Origin of the sequence: Stenotrophomonas sp. 3diitr2024 (assembly GCF_042136455.1) — a bacterium.
Classification (GTDB): domain Bacteria; phylum Pseudomonadota; class Gammaproteobacteria; order Xanthomonadales; family Xanthomonadaceae; genus Stenotrophomonas; species Stenotrophomonas sepilia.
The window spans coordinates 1-17,091 of record NZ_JBHHMJ010000739.1 but is presented as its reverse complement, the minus strand read 5'-3'; the positions used below and the strand labels follow the sequence as shown (position 1 = coordinate 17,091).

The window sequence follows — 17,091 nt, the reverse complement described above, 5'->3', positions numbered from 1 at the left end:
CCGGCAACCAGGCAATGCCTGACGGATTGATGGGGATGCCGGCCAGCGGCCGGCACTACCATCACCCATTCAGCGCGCAACACGCCGTCGCCGCCCATCCGCGCTAACATGCAGGTTTTCCCCCGCAGGAACGCCCCGCATGAACTCGCGCAGCCCCCTTACCGTCGCCCTGATCCAGGAGCGCAACCACGGTGATGCCGCCGCCAACCTGGCGGTGATCGAAGCACGCGTGGCCGAGGCGGCTGCGCAGGGTGCCAAGCTGGTGCTGCTGCAGGAACTGCACAACGGCCCGTATTTCTGCCAGCACGAATCGGTGGACGAATTCGACCTGGCCGAATCCATTCCGGGCCCGAGCACCGAGCGCCTGGGCGCACTGGCGAAGAAGCATGGCGTGGTGCTGGTCGGCTCGCTGTTCGAGCGCCGCGCTGCCGGCCTGTACCACAACACCGCCGTGGTGTTCGAGAAGGACGGCAGCCTGCTCGGCAAGTACCGCAAGATGCACATCCCGGACGACCCGGGCTTCTACGAGAAGTTCTACTTCACCCCGGGCGACATCGGCTTCAAGCCGATCGATACGTCGGTGGGTCGCCTGGGCGTGCTGGTGTGCTGGGACCAGTGGTACCCGGAAGCGGCGCGCCTGATGGCGCTGGCCGGTGCCGAGCTGCTGCTGTACCCGACCGCGATCGGCTGGGACCCGGACGACGTGCAGGACGAGAAGACCCGCCAGCGCGACGCCTGGGTGCTGAGCCACCGTGGCCACGCCGTGGCCAACGGCCTGCCGGTGCTGAGCTGCAACCGCGTCGGCCACGAGGCGTCGCCGCTGGGCGCGTCGGGCATCCAGTTCTGGGGCAACAGCCACGTGCTCGGCCCGCAGGGCGAGTTCCTGGCCGAGGCCGGCACCGAGGCCACCGTGCTGCTGTGCGACGTCGACCTGCAGCGCAGCGAGCATGTGCGCCGCATCTGGCCGTTCCTGCGTGATCGCCGCATCGATGCATACGGCGACCTGCTCAAGCGCTACATCGACTGAGCCGGAGCCCGCGCATGGCCGTCCTCATCCGTGATGCCGGCCCGGCCGACATCGACGCGATCACCGCGATCTATGCGGTGGAAGTGACTGACTTCGTCAACACCTACGAGTACGACATCCCGGACGCGACCGAGATGCTGCGCCGCATGCGCGACATCATTGATCGTGGCTTCCCCTACCTGGTCGCCGAGATCGACGGCCAGGTGGCTGGCTATGCCTATGCCAACACCTATCGCACCCGCATTGCCTACCAGTGGACCGTGGAGAACTCGGTCTACGTCGATGCCGCGTTCCAGGGCAAGGGTGTCGGCACCGGCCTGCTGCAGGCCTTGATCGACGCCTGCGTGGCACGTGGCTACCGGCAGATGGTGGCGGTGATCGGCGAACCGACCAACACCGCCTCGATCAAGCTGCACGAACGCTTCGGCTTCGAGCTGGTGGGCGTGTTCCGTGGCCTCGGCCGCAAGCATGGCCGCTGGCTGGACACCGTACAGATGCAGCGCGCGCTCGGCGATGGCGCCGACACCGCACCCTCCAATGAATGAACCCATGACCGAAACCCTTCCCGAGACCGGCGACGACCTGTTCGCCGGCCAGCCGGTGCGCGTCGTCGAACGCGACGGCGTGCGCTACACCCTGCTGGGCACCGCCCACGTCTCCCGCGCCAGCGTCGAGGCCGTTGAAAAAGCCATCGACAGCGGCCGCTTCGATGCCGTTGCCGTCGAGCTGGACCCGCAGCGCCTGCAGGCGCTGAGCGACCCTGACACGCTCGCCAAGCTCGACCTGGTCGAGGTGATCCGCAAGGGCCGCGTCGCCCTGTTCGCCGCCAACCTCGCTCTGTCCGCCTATCAGCGCCGCCTGGCCGAGCAACTCGACATCGAGCCCGGCGCCGAGCTGAAACGTGCGGTGGAACTCGCCCGCGAACGCAACCTGCCGGTGCACCTGATCGACCGCGAGGTTGGCCTGACCTTCCGCCGCGCGTCGCAACGGCTGGGCTTCTTCGGCAAGCTGAAGCTGGTTGCCGGCCTCGGCGCCGGCCTGTTCTCGTCCGAGGAAGTGGGCGAGAACGAGATCGAGAAGCTCAAGCAGGGCGACATGCTGGAATCGAGCTTCGGTGAGTTCGCAAGCGAGAGCCCGGCGCTGTACGAAACCATCATCGGCGAGCGCGACCGCTACATGGCCACCCGCCTGCGCGAAGAACACGACCCGCGCCAGCGCGAAGTGCTGGCAGTGGTCGGAGCCGGCCACCTGGCGGGTCTGGCACGCCACCTGGAAACCGACACCGAGGCACCGGCGCCGCTGCGCGCCGAGCTGGAGGCGGTGCCGAAGAAGCGCAACATCCCGTGGTTCACGCTGGGCATCCTGGCGATCGTGGCGACCGGCATCGGCGTAGGCTTCTACCGCGGCGGCCTGGGCGTAGGCACCGAGCTGCTGGCAACCTGGGCGATGTATACCGGCGGCCTGGCCGGCCTGGGCTGCCTGCTGGCCGGTGGTCACCCGCTGAGCATCCTCACCGCGATCGCGGTAGCCCCGTTCAAGCCGTTCCGCCTGAGCATCCCGACCGGCGCCTTCTCGGCACTGGTGGAAGCGCGTGTGCGCAAGCCAGCCTACGAGGACTTCCTGAAGCTGCGCGACGATGCGCAGAGCCTGAAGGGCTGGTACCGCAATCGCGTTACCCGCGTGGTGCTGACCTTCATGCTGACCAACATCGGCAGCATGCTTGGCCTGTGGCTGACCACGTTCAAGGTGTGGGGAAAGGTGGCGGGATGACGTCCCAGCGCTCGTGCCTATACTCAGCGTTTTAGGAAGGAACACTCCAATGGATGCATACGATGCGCTGATGCGCGATGGTTTCGTGGTGGTGCGCCAGGCCATCGCACCCGCGCTGGTCCAGGACATCAACGCGCGCATCGCGCGCTTCAAGCAGCGCAATCCAAAGGCGGTGTCGCGCAACCTGGACGAACACAAGCGCATGTATCGGGTCGTCAACCTGCACCTGGCGGTGGATGCGATGACCCGCCTGCTCACTGACAACCCGGCCATCGACGTCTGCGACCGGTTCCTCGGCGAACCGACCACGCTCTACACCAGCCTCTACTACGAGCGCGGATCGGAACAGTCTTTGCATCGCGATACGCCAGTGTTCTGCACCTCTCCGGGCGAGCGCTACATGGGAGTGTGGACCGCACTGGATGCGGTTGATGAAAGCAATGGCCCCCTTCGCGTGGTTCCGGGCAGCCACCTGTTGCCGCCGATTGACGTGCAGGCGCTGCGACGCACTGTCTTCGGCGACGGCCCGATCAGCGCCATGTCGCCGGAAGGCTGGACCGCCTATCAGGATGCGGTGGCGCGTCAATGCGAAGACGCTGGCCTGAAGCCGCAGTCGGTGCACGTGCAGCCTGGCGATGTGATCGTCTGGCACCCGCAGCTGTTCCACGGCGGCGCGCCACATCCCTCTGCCGGAACGCGTCGCAGCGTGGTCATGCACGTAACGCCGAAGTCGATGCCGGTGGGCCACATGGATGTTTTCTACGGGCAAACTCCTCCGCTGTCCAAAGCACCGTGGCGCTATTACCGGCGTGGCCAGCGTGAGATCGCACGGTTCGGGCAGGTGGATTTCGGTCACGAGTACACGCGCCGGACCTGGTTCCTGCGCAAGGCCTGACCCAAGCCGAAAAAAGGGGGAGGCCGCCCCACTACGACCGGCCTCCCCCACACCACAACACGTTGACGTGCATTACAGCCGGGCAGCGCCCGGCTCTACCATCTCCACTCCACGCGCGCGGCGGATCAGCCGCGTCACGGCATTGCGCAGGTCATCGAGCACCGCGTAGATCGTCGGCAGGAACAGCAGGCTGACTACGGTCGAGAACGCCAGGCCGCCGGCAATCGCGCGCGCCATCGGCGAGTACTCCGGGCCATTGCCGAACATCTGCGTGTCGGTCAGCGAGATCGGCACCATCGCCAGGATCGCCGTGCCCATGGTCATCATGATCGGGCGCAGGCGTTCGCGTGAGCCTTCCACCAGCGCCTGGGTACGGCCCATGCCGCTGCGCCGCAGGTTGTTGATGTGCTCGATCATCACGATGCCGTTGTTCACCACCACGCCCATCAGCACCAGGATGCCGATGAAGGACATGATTCCGAACGAGGTGCCGGTGATCCAGAACAGCCAGAACACGCCGAAGATCGAGAACAGCACGCCACTCATGATTGCCGCCGGGAACAGCAGCGACTCGAAAACCGCCGCCATCACCACGTAGATCATCACCAGCGCGATCAGCAGGTTGAACACCATCTGCTGCATGGCTTCATCATCGTTGCCGTAGTCGCCGCCATCGAAGGTGAAGCCGTAGCCGGCCGGGAAGTTCATCGGCTTGAGCACGGCCTCTATCGCCTTGCGCCCGTCCGGTGCGGTGACCTTCCCGGCCAGGTTGGCCTTGATGGTCAATGTCGTCTGACGATTGGTACGGCCGATCTGGGTGGCCGACGAACCAACGTCCACGGTGACCAGGCTCAGCAGCGGCACGCTGCGGCCATCGCCGGTACGCACGCTGAAACCGGCCAGGTCTTCCGGGCTGCTCTGCTCGGCGCCGGCAAAGCGCACCCACACCGGCACTTCATTGTCACCGCGACGGAACTCGCGCATCGGTGCGCCGCGCAGCGCCAGGCCGACGAAGCTGGCCACCTGTTCGGCGTTGAAACCGAACGCTGCTGCACGCTCACGGTCGACGCGTACCTTCAGCTCGCCGCCCTTCTCGCCGTTGTCGATGCGCACGTCCCGCAGTTCGGCACGCTGCGCCAGCAACGGCACCACTTCCTGGCCGATCTCCTGCAGCATCGAGCTGGAATCGCCCACCAGCTGCACCTGCACGCCCTGGTTGCCGCCACCCCCGCCATCGCCGCCCTGGTTACCGACGAAATAGTCGGTGCGGGCGGACTTCGGCAGGCCCTTGCGCAACTCTTCCTGCAGCGCCTTGATGTCCTTGGCGTACTTCTCGTCCAGGGTGACCACCGTGGAGCTGCCTTCCTGCTCGCTGTACCAGGAGTACACCTGCTTCACGTGCAGGCGCTCGCGGTTCTGGTCGATCCAGCTCTCCACGCGCGCCACTTCCTCGGACATCTGCCGGTAGGTGTAGGCGCCCTTCCACATGTAGCCGATGAAGATGTCCTTGCCGCCCTCGCCCCCGAACATGTCGACCTTGGTCAGCTTCATCGGCACCAGGCTGACCAGTACCACCAGCAGGATGCCGAGCAGGCTCCAGCCGCGGTGGTGCAGCGACCAGTCCAGCAGCTGTGCATAGCGCCGCTGCAGGCGCGCGATCAGGCCGGTCTGCGAGTGCACCAGCTTGGGCGTGGCCATGCGTGCGGACAGCATCGGAATCAGGCTGACCGCGACCAGCCACGAGGCCAGCAGCGAGACCGAGATGGTGATCGCGATCTGCGCCATGAAGATGCTGATGTTGTTGGTCTCGCCGAACAGGTTCGGCACGAACACGATGCAGTGGCACAGCGTACCGGCGCTGAGCGCGATGGCCACGTTGCGGGTGCCGATGATCGAGGCCAGCCGTGGCTGCCCCGGCATGCGCTCGCGCTCCTGGTAGATGCTCTCCACCACCACCACGGCGTTGTCGACCAGCATGCCCACGGCCAGCAGCAGGCCCATCATGGTCAGGATGTTCAGCGTCACCCCGACGAAGTACATGAAGCCCAGGGTGATGGTGAAGCAGATCGGAATGGCCAGGGTCACCATCAGCGTCGACGGCCAATGGCGCAGGAAGAAGAACAGCACCGTCACCGACAGGATCAGGCCGACCGCACCGGCTTCGGCCAGCTCCAGCAGCGACGAGGTCACCGCCTTTCCCTGGTTGTCGATCACCTTGATCTGCACGTCGCGCATCGACGGCTGCGCGCGGATCGCCTCGACTTCGGCCAGCGCCGCACGCGAGACGTCCACCAGGTTGGCACTGCGCTCCTTGAAGATATCCAGGCCCACCGCCGGGTTGCCGTCCAGACGGCGCCCGTAGTTCATCCGCGCCGGCTTCAGGCGCACGTCGGCGATATCGCCCAGGCGCAGGCCCTTGGCGTTGATCACCAGGTCGCGCATCTCCTGCAGGTCGGTGATCTCGCCCACCGGCTGCACGCGCACGCGCTGGCCGTTGTCGTCGATCTGACCGGCCGAGATCGAGAAGTTCAGCGTGCGCAGGCGCTCGCTCAGCTCGTTGATGCTCAACCCATGCGCGTTGAGCCGGTTCGGATCGATGGCGATCTCCACCTCGTTCGGCGGTGCACCGGTGATATCGACGCGGGCCACACCGGGAATACGCTCGATGCGCCGTTTGAATTCACGGTCGAGCATGTCATAGGCAGTGGTCAGGTCGGTGGTACTGGCCAGGCGTACCTTCAGTACCGGCTGGTCACTGCTGGACCACTTGAACACGTTGTAGCGCTGCAGGTCGTCGGGCAGGTCGCTGCGAATCGCATCGATACGCTCGCGCGCGTCGGACGCGGCAATGGCGATGTCGCGGTCCCAGTCGCTGAACTCGATGTAGATCAGCGCGGCCTCGGAGGTGGCCGATGAGCGCATGCGCTTGATGCCGGTCATCGTCGCCAGCGACTCCTCGACCGGGCGGATGATGGTCCGCTCCACTTCCTCGGGCGTCGAACCGGTGTATGGGATCTGCACGAACAGGAACGGCGCGGAGATGTCCGGCAGCGCCTCCAACGGCAGCCGGAACGAAGCGATCAGGCCGATTACTACCAGCGACACGAAGCACATGATGGTGGTGACCGGGCGGCGGATGGAGAACTCGGCAACGCTCATGCCGGCTCCTCCACACCTGCCGTGCCGCCCTCGTCGCCATGCAGGCCTTCACCGGCATGCTTGCGGCCGCGCTCACGGTAATAGGCGTCGCCGCGACGGTCCATCAGGTCGTACACCACCGGGATCACCAGCAGCGTCAGCAGCGTCGACACCAGCAGGCCACCGATCACGGTGATCGCCATCGGTGCACGCACTTCGGCGCCCTCGCCCATGGCCACCGCCAGCGGCAGGAAGCCGAACAGCGTGCACAGCGTGGTCATGATGATCGGGCGCAGGCGCGAGCGCGCACCTTCCACCAGCGCCTCATGCTTGGCCACGCCGGCTTCGCGCAGCTGGTTGACCTTGTCGATCAGGATGATCGCGTTCTTGGTGACCAGGCCGACCAGCAGGATCAAGCCGATGAACACCACCACCGAGATGGGCTTGCCGGTCAGCATCAGCGCCAGGATCGCGCCGACCAGCGCCAGCGGGATGGTGAACAGGATCACGAACGGGTGCAGCAGCGACTCGAACTGCGAGGCCATCACCAGGTAGACCAGGAAGATCGCCAAACCAAAGGCGAAGATCAGCGACTTCGCCGCCTGCGCCAGCTCCTCGCCCTGGCCACCGATGTGCAGGCCAACGCCCGCACCCAGCGGCTGCTCGGCCACCATCTGCTGCACTTCGCGCATGGCTGCGCCGAGGTCGATGTCGCGCAGGTTGGCCGATACCACCGCCACCCGGGTCTGGTCGGCACGATGGATCTCGCTGGGGCCGGTGGTGGCGACCACGTCGGCCACCGCGTCCAGGGTGACCGGGCGGGTGCTGCCCGGATTGACGATCAGCCGGCGGATGCTCTCGACGCTGGCGCGGTCACCTTCCTGGGCACGCACCAGCACGTCGATCTTGCGATCACGGAAGCTGTAGCGGGTGGCGACGTCGCCGCGCACCTTCTTCACCACCACGTCGGCGATCTGGCGGGTGGTCAGGCCCAGCGCACCCGCGCGCTCCTGGTCGAAGCGGATCTGGATTTCCGGGAAGCCCTCTTCCACCGTCGACTTCACGTCGGCGTAGTGCGCATTGCCGCGCAGCATCGCCGCCAAGCGCTGGCCGGCCACTTCCAGGGTCGCCATGTCCTGCCCGCGCAGTTCGATTTCCAACGGCGTGGAGAAGCTGAACAACGCCGGCCGCGCGAAGTCGACCTGGGCGCCCGGGTGCTGGCTCATGGTGCCGCGCAGGCGTTCGGTGATTGCCGCTTCAGTGCGCGCGTTGCCACCGCCTTCCATCACCACAGTCAGCTTGCCGATGTTCTCGCCGCTTTCGGTCGGACTGGCATCCAGCCGGGTGCCGCTGCCACTGACGCCATACAGCGAGGCCACGCCCTCCCCCTTGCCGTGCGCCAGCTGCAGCTCGCGCACCAGCGCATCGGTCTGCTTCAGCGGCGTGCCGGCCGGCAGCTTCACCGTCATTTCGAACCGGTCCTGCGCCAGCTGCGGAATCAGGTCCGCGCCAAGCATCGGTACCAGCGCCATGGTCGCCACGAAGATGATGGCTGCCACGCCCAGCACCTTGCCGGGATGCGCCAGCGCACTCGGCAGCAGGCGCAGGTAGCCTCGCTCGGCGCCTGCATAGGGCTTCATCGCCAGGTCGCTGGCCTTGCGCATCACCGGGCCGACCACTGCCACCACGCCACGCCACACGCGCACGACAAGCCAGGCCAGCGCATAGAAGCTCCAGCGCACGCTGGCAACCACGCCACGGCGGCCCAGCGCGACCGGCTTCTGCCAGCGCTTCTGCGGCTGCCATGCTTCGTTCGGCGCCTCTTCCGGGAACGCCAGCGGTGGCCGCCCCTTCAGCGAGCTCAGCATCGGGATCAGGGTCATCGACACCAGCAGCGAGATCGCGATGGCGATCGCCACGGTCAGCGCCTGGTCGCGGAACAGCTGTCCTGCAATCCCGTCGACGAACACCAGCGGCAGGAACACGGCGATGGTGGTCAGGGTTGAGGCAACCACCGCCATGCTCACTTCGCGGGTGCCGGCAATGGCCGCCTGCAGGATGCCCAGGCCACGCTCGCGGGCCTTGGCGATGCTCTCCAGCACCACGATCGAGTCATCCACCACCAGGCCGGTGGCCAAGGCCAGGCCTCCCAGCGACATCACGTTCAGGCTCAGGCCGAGCTGGCCCATGAAGAAGAACGTGGCGATGATCGATACAGGCAACGACAGGCTGATCACGAACGTGCTCCAGCCATCGCGCAGGAACAGGAAGATGATCAGGATTGCCAGCAGGCCACCGATCACCGCGTCCTTCTTGACGTCGGCGATGGCGTGCTCGATGAAGCGCGACTGGTCCTCGATGGTGGTCAGCTCGACATCGGACGGGAACGTACCCTTGATCTGCTCCAGGCGCTTGCGCAGCGCTTCGGCGGTGGACACGGTGTTGGCGTCGCCTTCCTTGTAGATGGCCAGCTCGACCGATTCCTTGCCGCCCAGGCGGATGATCGCTTCACGCTCCTTGTAGCCCTGCCGCACCGTGGCCACGTCCTTCAGGCGTACCGGCACGCCATTGGCGACCACGCTGGAGCCACCACCGGACGATGCGCTCTGTGCCGCCGACGCGGCGGCGATGGCTGCAGCCGAACCAGTCGACGCGGCGATGTTGAACATCTGCTGCAACGCCGAGTCGGCTGCGCTGCCATTGGCGGCCTGGGTGGTCACCAGCAGGTTGCGGATTTCCTCGAGGTCGGCGAACTGGTTGACGGTACGCACCAGGAAGCGCTGGGAGCCCTCCTCCAGGCGGCCGCCGGAGATGTTGATGTTCTCGTCCTTGAGACGCTTGATGACGGTGTCGATCGGCAGGTTCAGCTGCGCCAGCTTCTGCTGGTCGATGTCGACCTGGATCTCGTCTTCCAGGCCACCGCCCACCTTCACTGCTGCCACGCCGGTGACCGGCTCCAGCTTCTTCTTCAGGTCTTCATCGGCATAGCGGCGCAGGCCGGTCAGCTCGCGGACCGCATCGGCATCGCTGGTCGGCGCCGTCTTGTTCGACAGCACCAAGCGCATGATTGGCTCGGTGGACGGATTGAAGCGCAGCAGCACCGGAGCCTTGGCCTCCAGCGGCAGGTTCAGCGCTTCCATCTTGTCACGCACCTCCAGGCTGGCCTGGTCCATGTTGGTGCCCCAGGCGAACTCCAGCACCACATCGCTCTGGCCGGTGCGCGAGACCGACTTCAGCTTGCGCAGGTTCTTGACCACGCCCACCGCTTCTTCAACCGGCTGGGTGATCAGGGTTTCGATTTCGGTCGGCGCCGCACCGGTGTATTCGGTGCGCACGGTCAGCGTCGGGTAGCTCAGGTCGGGCAGCAGGTTGACCTTGAGGTTGCCGAGCGCGATCAGGCCGAACAGCAGCAGCGTGACCGTGCACATGGCGATGGTCACACGGCGACGCGTGGCGAATTCCACCAGGCCGCCGCGCATGCCGGCGGCGGCGCCGTCGCTCGCCGGCGAGGCACCGTGGTCGTGGCCCGGGGCAGTCATTGCTTGCTCCCGGCCTTGTCTGCGGACTTGGCGGCCGCCGCGACCGCCTTCGCCTTCGGATCGGCGATCACCTGCACCGTGGTGCCGTCGCGCAGGGCGACCTTGCCGGCGGTGACCACCTGATCACCGGCCGCCAGGCCATCACGGATCTCCACCCACGGGCCCTCGGCGTAACCCAGCTTGACCGGAATGCGTGCGACCTTGCCTTCGCGCACGCGGAACACCGCAGGTTCACCGTCATCGAGCAACGCCAGGCGCGGCACCACCAGCGCATCGGCACGCTGGTCGTAATCGATGCGGATGCGGCCGAACATGCCGGGCTGCAGCGCGTGGGCGGCGCCATCGAAGGCACTGACCACGCGAAACGTGCCGCTGCCCGAGTCCACCACCGGCGCGATGCGGTCAACGGTGCCGGTGAAGCTCTGGCCCGGCAGTGCGTCGGCCGCCAGCGTCACCGGCTGGCCGGCACGCAGGGTGGCCAGCTCACGTTCGGGTACGTTGAGCGTGGCCTCCAGCCGCGAGTTGTCGACGATGCGGAAGATCGGTGTATTGATCTGCACGAAGTTGCCGGTCTTGATCGAGCGTGAGGCGATCACACCCGAGATCGGTGCCACGACCGTGGTGTAGGACAGCTCCAGCGTAGCCAGGCGGTACTGCGCACGGACGTTCTCCAGGTCGTAGCGCAGCTGGTCGACATCGGCAGCGCTGACCATCTGCTGGCCGACCAGCTTCTGTGCGCGCTGGTAGTTGTTTTCCAGCTTTCGCATCTGCGCTTCGCTCTGCGCCACGGCCAGGCGCGCGCGGTCCGGGTCCAGCCGCACCAGCGGCTGGCCGGCGGTGACCCGCTGCCCTTCCTCGACCAGCACCGCCAAGGCCACGCCGGAGGTTTTGGCGACCACCTGCGACTCTGCACGTGGCTCCAGCGCCGCGGTGCCGGTGTAGCTGGCTGCGACCGCACGATGGCTGGCCACCGCCACTTCGACCGGGACTGCGTCGACCTTCTTCTCCTCCTTGGTCTCGGCAGCCTTGGCTTCGGAATTGGGCCCTGCGGCGCAACCGCCCAGCAGCAGGGAGGTGGAGATCAGCAGTGCGGCAGCGCAGATTCCGCTGCGACGGCCGGACAGGAAGGTTGGGTGCGACATCGTCAGGTCCCTGGAGGATGCGTGGACAGGTGTGGCAGCAAAGTAATGCACCACTTCACGGCAACACCATATCCCAAAGGTCATGGTGTCTTCACGCCGCTGGTCGGCCCGCCCCCATTTCAGCTAGATGAAACCTGAGGCTATACTCGGGTCGTTCCGTACCCCACGCCGGAACGACCAGACCCGAATCCCCGGAAACGACACCATGCGCCCGCAGCCGCTCGCCGCTTGTCTCGCTCTGGCCGTCCTCCTGCCCCTTGGGGCCGCCGCACAGCCCGCTCCCGCTCCTGCCACACCCACCCCGGCGTCTGCCGCCGCGCCGGCGCCTGCCACGCCCACCGGCAACTTCGACAATGGCCGTGTCCTGGCCTACACCTGCCAGGGGTGCCACGGCATCACCGGCTACAAGAACGCCTACCCCAGCTACCGGGTGCCGAAGATCGGCGGCCAGACCCAGCAGTACCTGGCCCAGGCCCTGACCGAGTACCGCCAGGGCAAGCGCCGGCATCCGACGATGCAGGCGCAGTCGATGAGTTTCAGCGAACAGGAGATCGCCGATCTCTCTGTTTACCTGTCCACCGTCAAGTAAGGCCCGCCCATGTCGAAAGCCGCGCATCCGATGCGTCACGCCATCGCCCTGTCCGTTGCCCTGCTGCTGGCGGCCTGTTCGCAGTCGCAGGTGGAAAACAGCGAGAAATCCGCCGCCGACCCGGGCCATGCCAGCGGCGAACACGGCTCTTCGTCCTCCGCCGGCCTGCCGGCAGGCCGCGAGGCCGCCGGTGAAGCCCGCGCCAAGGTGAAGGGCAAGGCCACCAACCAGAGTTGCATCGACTGCCACGGGGCCGATGGCAATGCGCCGATCGATCCGACCTATCCGAAGCTGGGTGGGCAGTACGGCGACTATCTGGCGCATGCGCTGCAGGCCTACCGCGCCGGCGACCGCCAGCATGCGCTGATGACGCCGCAGGCGAAGGACCTGAGCGATCAGGACATCGCCGATCTGGCCGCGTATTTCGGTAGCCGGCCGAGCCAGTTGCGGGATCTGCACGGGGTCAAATGACGGCCGGCCCCGGTGGGTGCGGACCCTAGTCCGCACGGACCGTTGATTGGTGGGTGCGGACCGTTGGTCCGCACAGATCCGCATATCCACGCATGGCGTGGATCTACTGATTCTTCATCCGATCAATCGGCGCACTGCTGGCGCCGACCGATACTCAGCCTTCCAGCTCTTCCCAGCGCGCGTACGCGGCATCCAGCTCGGCCTGCACCTTGGCCAGCTGCTGGGTGTGCGCGGTCACTTCCGCACTGCTGCGGGTATAGAACGCCGGGTCGTTCATCGCCGAGGTCAACCCTTCGACGTCGCCTTCCAGTTTCTCGATGGTCTTCGGCAGCTGCTCCAGCTCGCGTGCTTCCTTGTAGGCCAGCTTGCGCTTGGGGGCAGCCGGGGGGGCAGCGGCCGGGGCGGCGGCCGGCGGCTGGGCTGCGGGGACCGAGGCAGGCGCCGCGATGCTGGCCGCATAACGCTGCCAGTCGCTGTAGCCACCGACGTACTCGCCGATCACGCCGTCGCCTTCCATCACCAGCGTGGAGGTCACCACGTTGTCGATGAAGTCACGGTCATGGCTGACCAGCAGCAGGGTGCCGGTGTACTCGCCCAGCAGCTCTTCCAGCAGCTCCAAAGTTTCCACGTCCAGGTCGTTGGTCGGTTCGTCCATCACCAGCAGATTGGACGGCTGCGCGAACAGCTTGGCCAGCAGCAGGCGGTTGCGCTCGCCACCGGACAGGCGGGTGATCGGCGCACGCGCGCGTTCCGGGGTGAACATGAAGTCCTGCAGGTAGGCATGCACGTGCTTGCGCTTGCCGTTGAACTCGAGGAAATCGCGGCCTTCGGCCACGTTCTCGATCGCGCTCCAGTCTTCGCGCAGCACCGCGCGGTACTGGTCGAAATAGGCGATCTGCAGGTTGGTGCCGGCGTTGACTTCGCCCTTGGCCGGCTGCAGCTCGCCCAGCAGCAGCTTCAGCAGCGTCGTCTTGCCGCTGCCGTTGGGGCCGATCAGGCCGATGCGGTCGCCGCGCATGATGGTGGTGGTGAAGTCGCGGACCATGGTGCGCTCACCGAAGGCGAACGAAATATCCTTGACGTCGATGACCTTCTTGCCAGAGCTGATGCCCTGTGCGGCTTCCATCTTGACGTTGCCGCTGAGATCACGGCGCTGCGAACGCTCCACGCGCATCGCCTTCAGGCGGCGCACGCGGCCCTCATCGCGGGTGCGGCGCGCCTTGATGCCTTGGCGGATCCAGACTTCTTCCTGCGCCAGCAGCTTGTCGAAGCGCGCGTTTTCCTGCGCCTGCGCGTTGAGGCGCTCCTCTCGGCGACGCTCGTAGTTGGCCCAGTCGCCCGGCCAGCTGGTGACCTGGCCACGGTCGATCTCGACGATGCGGGTGGCCAGTGCACGCAGGAAGCGGCGGTCATGGGTAACGAACACCACGCTGCCGCTCCAACCCTTCAGGAACGCTTCGAGCCAGTCGATGGCTTCGATATCGAGGTGGTTGGTCGGTTCGTCCAGCAGCAGCACGTCGGGGCTGGACACCAGCGCACGGGCGAGCAGCACGCGGCGCTTCATGCCGCCGGACAGGCGGCCGAACTCGGCTTCGCCGTCCAGGTCGAGCTTGGTCAGGGTTTCGCTGACGCGCTGATCCAGGCCCCAGCCGTTGGCGGCGTCGATCTTGGCCTGCACGTTGCCCAGTGCTTCGCCATCAAATACTTCGGCGTGGCTCAGGTGATGGAATTCGGCCAGCCACTGGCCCAGTTCACCGAGGCCATCGGCGACGACGTCGAACACCGAGCCGGCGGCGCCATGTGGCACTTCCTGCTCCAGGCGGGTGACGCGCACGCCCTGCTGCACGCGGACTTCCCCGTCATCGGGCTTGTGATCGCCGGACAGCAGCTTGAGCAGGGTGGATTTGCCGGCGCCGTTGCGGCCGATCAAGGCGATGCGTTCGCCCGGCTCGATCGACAGTTCGGCCTTTTCCAGCAACAACGGGCCGCCGACGCTGAAGTCGACGTTCTGCAGAGTAATCAGAGGCATCCGGATATTGTACGGGTTCGGGGCGTCGGCCGGGTTGCACCCGGCACCCGCGGTAGTGCCGGCCGCTGGCCGGCAACTTCAACGGCAACGTCAAAAGCTGGTTTCCTGTGGGATGCCGGGGCGGTGCGGGTCTGCAGGACACGCCGTAAACCCCTCCTTGGGGGCTCGATGGCGCCATCCACGGCACCAACGGTCCTGCAGACCCACACCGCCCCGCCTCTGACAGTTTCCCGCGATCTGTCGGAACGGCATTCTGCGCGGGTGGGTGTCGACCTTGGTCGACACGGCAGATCCAGGCCACGCGTGGATGAGCGCTGCAAGGCCTGTCGATCTGTCGGGGTCGGATCCCGTTGCTGCGCAAAGGGCTCTGACCCCTTCGTGGAATTCGCGCAGTGCAAGACCGATCCCTGCTACTCCACGTCCCCCAGCAACGCCTGCAACCCCGGCAGCCACTGCTTGCCGGGATGCCGTACCAACCACAGGGTGCGCTGCAGGGGCGGCAGCGGGGTCTCCAGCACGCGCAGCCGGCCCAGGGCCAGCGGCTCTTCCAGCGCGTGGCGGGAAAGGCAGGCCAGGCCGAGACCGGCGATGGCGGCCTGCTTGATCGCTTCGGTATTGCCCAGCTGCAGGGTCTGGGCGAAGCCGCGCAGGTGCGGCAACAGCGCCTGTTCCACTGCTTCGCGGGTGCCGGACCCCGGTTCGCGCAGCAGCCAGCGGGCACGGCGCAGTTCGTCCAGCGACCAGCGCGGGGGGACGTCGGCGGCGCCGACGATCACCAGCGGATCCTGCTGCCAGGCCGTGACCTGCAAACCGCGCTCATGGCACGGGCCTTCGATCAGGCCGGCGTCGACGTCCAGGCGCTGCACAGCGGCGACTACGCCAGCACTGTTGTCGATGCGCAGGTCGACTTCGGCCTGCGGCGCCTGCCGCAGCAGTTCAGCGATGCGCTGCGGCAGCAGGTAGTTGCCGATGGTGGTACTGGCGGCCAGTACCAACCGCAGCGGTGCCCCTTGCGACGGGTCTCCGCCGGCGGCCAGCTGCCGCTCCAGATCAGCGGCATTGACCAGCAGGGTGCGCGCCGGCTCCAGCAGTGCGCGGCCGTGCCCGTTCAGCGCCAGGCGACGGCCGATGCGGTCGAACAGCGGCGTACCGAAGTGCGCCTCCAGTTCCTGCAGGGCGGCGCTGCTGGCCGACTGCGAGAGCGCGATGGCCTGGCCGGCGGCGGTGGTGCTGCCGTGGTCGGCGATGGCGACGAAGACTTGCAGCTGGCGCAAGGTCAGGCGCATGGCATTTACCAGCTTGATAGGTAGGTTTCACCAATATTATTCGTTTTACAGGTCAGGGACGAAGGCGCACGCTTGTCCCGTCACTACAGCCCTACCCCTGCCATGAACGCCCCCGCTCTCTCCTCCTGGTCCCTGCCCGCCCTGCGCCAACGCTGGCAGCCGCGCCTGCCCGGCCTTCTGCTGGTGGGCCTGATCGCGGCGGCATCGCTGTACCTGGCCGAGCTTCCCTGGTTGCAGGCGCATGGCCTGAGTGCACTGACCGTCGCCATCGTGGCCGGCATCGTGGTCGGCAACACCCTCTACCCGCGGCTGGCGCCGAGCAGCGCGGCCGGTGTCGGCTTCTCCAAGCACTGGCTGCTGCGCGCCGGCATCGTGCTGTACGGCCTGCGCCTGACCTTCCAGGACATCGGCCATGTCGGCGTCAGCGGCGTGCTGATGGACGTGCTGGTGGTCGCCAGCACCTTCGGCCTGGCCTGCTGGCTGGGCGTACGTGTGTTCAAGATGGAACGCGAGGCGGCAATGCTGATCGGCGCCGGCAGCGCGATCTGCGGTGCGGCAGCGGTGATGGCCGCCGAACCGGTGGTGCGTGGCCGCGCTGCGCAGGTCACTGTCGCGGTTTCTACCGTCGTGGTGTTCGGCACGCTGGCGATGTTCCTGTACCCGGCGCTGTATGCGCTGGTGCAGTCGCACGGCTGGCTGGCGATGGGCGCGCGGCAGTACGGCCTGTTCACTGGTGCGACGGTGCACGAAGTGGCGCAGGTGGTGGCCGCCGGCCGCGCGGTCAGCGAAGCCGCCGCCGATACCGCGGTGATCACCAAGATGGTGCGGGTGATGCTGCTGGCGCCGTTCCTGGTCGTGTTGTCGTTGTGGCTGGCGCGTGGCGGCAAGGCCGGCGCCGACGGCAGCAAGGCGCGCATCGTAGTGCCGTGGTTCGCGTTCGGTTTCGTGGCAGTGGCCGGTTTCAATTCACTGCACCTGCTGCCGGCCAGCCTGCAGGCCGGGCTGGTGCAGTTGGATACCGTGCTGCTGGCGATGGCGATGGCCGCGCTGGGCCTGACCACCCATGTCTCGGCGCTGCGCCAGGCCGGCCTGAAGCCACTGCTGCTGGCGCTGATCCTGTTCGCCTGGCTGCTGTTCGGTGGCCTGGCGATCCACCAGGGTGTGTTGGCGGTGCTGGGCTGAGCAGGGCGTGCCGACCAACGGTC

12 protein-coding genes are annotated in these 17,091 nt (G+C 66.8%); 7 read left to right on the top strand and 5 right to left on the bottom strand.

Annotation, left to right across the window (positions count from 1 at the left end):
* Positions 1–139 precede the first annotated feature (139 nt).
* The 4 genes from ABGA94_RS19485 to ABGA94_RS19470 are packed head-to-tail and all read left to right on the top strand — an operon-like array spanning position 140 to position 3,692.
* Positions 140–1,027 (top strand): carbon-nitrogen hydrolase, encoded by an 888-nt coding sequence (locus tag ABGA94_RS19485; protein WP_005416226.1) that lies wholly within the window; start codon positions 140–142, stop codon positions 1,025–1,027.
* Between the two features lie 14 nt (positions 1,028–1,041).
* Positions 1,042–1,572, top strand: coding sequence for a GNAT family N-acetyltransferase (locus tag ABGA94_RS19480; RefSeq protein ID WP_005416225.1), 531 nt, complete (start codon positions 1,042–1,044; stop codon positions 1,570–1,572).
* 4 nt (positions 1,573–1,576) lie between these two features.
* Positions 1,577–2,797: a TraB/GumN family protein gene (locus tag ABGA94_RS19475; RefSeq protein WP_088123866.1), complete on the top strand. Its 1,221-nt coding sequence runs from the start codon at positions 1,577–1,579 to the stop codon at positions 2,795–2,797.
* 49 nt (positions 2,798–2,846) lie between these two features.
* Positions 2,847–3,692, top strand: coding sequence for a phytanoyl-CoA dioxygenase family protein (locus ABGA94_RS19470; protein ID WP_005416223.1), 846 nt, complete (start codon positions 2,847–2,849; stop codon positions 3,690–3,692).
* A gap of 72 nt (positions 3,693–3,764) precedes the next feature.
* Here ABGA94_RS19470 and ABGA94_RS19465 read toward each other — a convergent pair whose 3' ends face one another.
* From ABGA94_RS19465 to ABGA94_RS19455, 3 genes are read right to left on the bottom strand one after another with little or no spacing between them, the layout of a single operon-like run.
* Positions 3,765–6,851, bottom strand: coding sequence for an efflux RND transporter permease subunit (locus ABGA94_RS19465; protein ID WP_065185171.1), 3,087 nt, complete (start codon positions 6,849–6,851; stop codon positions 3,765–3,767).
* Positions 6,848–10,369: an efflux RND transporter permease subunit gene (locus tag ABGA94_RS19460; protein WP_053499673.1), complete on the bottom strand. Its 3,522-nt coding sequence runs from the start codon at positions 10,367–10,369 to the stop codon at positions 6,848–6,850. Before ABGA94_RS19460 ends, ABGA94_RS19465 begins: the two co-directional genes overlap by 4 nt.
* Positions 10,366–11,511 carry an efflux RND transporter periplasmic adaptor subunit gene (locus tag ABGA94_RS19455; RefSeq protein ID WP_138953667.1) on the bottom strand — a complete coding sequence of 382 codons (1,146 nt, stop codon included), beginning with the start codon at positions 11,509–11,511 and terminating at the stop codon, positions 10,366–10,368. The genes ABGA94_RS19460 and ABGA94_RS19455 overlap by 4 nt, the downstream gene beginning before the upstream one ends.
* Positions 11,512–11,716: 205 nt before the next feature.
* On the opposite strand from ABGA94_RS19455, the gene ABGA94_RS19450 reads away from it, so the two are divergent.
* Together ABGA94_RS19450 and ABGA94_RS19445 are read left to right on the top strand one after the other, a co-directional pair.
* A complete protein-coding gene (locus ABGA94_RS19450) occupies positions 11,717–12,100 on the top strand; it encodes a c-type cytochrome (RefSeq protein WP_134956215.1) in 384 nt (127 codons plus the stop codon).
* A gap of 9 nt (positions 12,101–12,109) precedes the next feature.
* Complete coding sequence (locus ABGA94_RS19445) at positions 12,110–12,571, top strand: cytochrome c (protein ID WP_005416218.1); 462 nt, start codon at positions 12,110–12,112, stop codon at positions 12,569–12,571.
* Between the two features lie 154 nt (positions 12,572–12,725).
* Here the strand turns inward: ABGA94_RS19445 and ABGA94_RS19440 are convergent, their stop codons facing one another.
* Positions 12,726–14,600, bottom strand: a complete 1,875-nt coding sequence (locus tag ABGA94_RS19440; RefSeq protein WP_111187551.1) for an ATP-binding cassette domain-containing protein — start codon at positions 14,598–14,600, stop codon at positions 12,726–12,728.
* Between the two features lie 410 nt (positions 14,601–15,010).
* Complete coding sequence (locus ABGA94_RS19435) at positions 15,011–15,886, bottom strand: LysR substrate-binding domain-containing protein (RefSeq protein ID WP_262219646.1); 876 nt, start codon at positions 15,884–15,886, stop codon at positions 15,011–15,013.
* Between the two features lie 102 nt (positions 15,887–15,988).
* Between ABGA94_RS19435 and ABGA94_RS19430 the strand changes: the two genes are divergently transcribed.
* Entirely contained in the window at positions 15,989–17,068 is a 1,080-nt protein-coding gene (locus ABGA94_RS19430; RefSeq protein WP_375367954.1) for a YeiH family protein, read from the top strand.
* Positions 17,069–17,091: the final 23 nt, after the last annotated feature.

Excerpts from the sequence above, each read along its gene's own strand:
- ABGA94_RS19485 (WP_005416226.1), top strand. The coding sequence starts at position 140 with ATGAACTCGCGCAGCCCCCTTACCGTCGCCCTGATCCAGGAGCGCAAC.
- ABGA94_RS19480 (WP_005416225.1), top strand. The coding sequence starts at position 1,042 with ATGGCCGTCCTCATCCGTGATGCCGGCCCGGCCGACATCGACGCGATC.
- ABGA94_RS19475 (WP_088123866.1), top strand. The coding sequence starts at position 1,577 with ATGACCGAAACCCTTCCCGAGACCGGCGACGACCTGTTCGCCGGCCAG.
- ABGA94_RS19470 (WP_005416223.1), top strand. The coding sequence starts at position 2,847 with ATGGATGCATACGATGCGCTGATGCGCGATGGTTTCGTGGTGGTGCGC.
- ABGA94_RS19465 (WP_065185171.1), bottom strand. The coding sequence starts at position 6,851 with ATGAGCGTTGCCGAGTTCTCCATCCGCCGCCCGGTCACCACCATCATG.
- ABGA94_RS19460 (WP_053499673.1), bottom strand. The coding sequence starts at position 10,369 with ATGACTGCCCCGGGCCACGACCACGGTGCCTCGCCGGCGAGCGACGGC.
- ABGA94_RS19455 (WP_138953667.1), bottom strand. The coding sequence starts at position 11,511 with ATGTCGCACCCAACCTTCCTGTCCGGCCGTCGCAGCGGAATCTGCGCT.
- ABGA94_RS19450 (WP_134956215.1), top strand. The coding sequence starts at position 11,717 with ATGCGCCCGCAGCCGCTCGCCGCTTGTCTCGCTCTGGCCGTCCTCCTG.
- ABGA94_RS19445 (WP_005416218.1), top strand. The coding sequence starts at position 12,110 with ATGTCGAAAGCCGCGCATCCGATGCGTCACGCCATCGCCCTGTCCGTT.
- ABGA94_RS19440 (WP_111187551.1), bottom strand. The coding sequence starts at position 14,600 with ATGCCTCTGATTACTCTGCAGAACGTCGACTTCAGCGTCGGCGGCCCG.
- ABGA94_RS19435 (WP_262219646.1), bottom strand. The coding sequence starts at position 15,886 with ATGCGCCTGACCTTGCGCCAGCTGCAAGTCTTCGTCGCCATCGCCGAC.
- ABGA94_RS19430 (WP_375367954.1), top strand. The coding sequence starts at position 15,989 with ATGAACGCCCCCGCTCTCTCCTCCTGGTCCCTGCCCGCCCTGCGCCAA.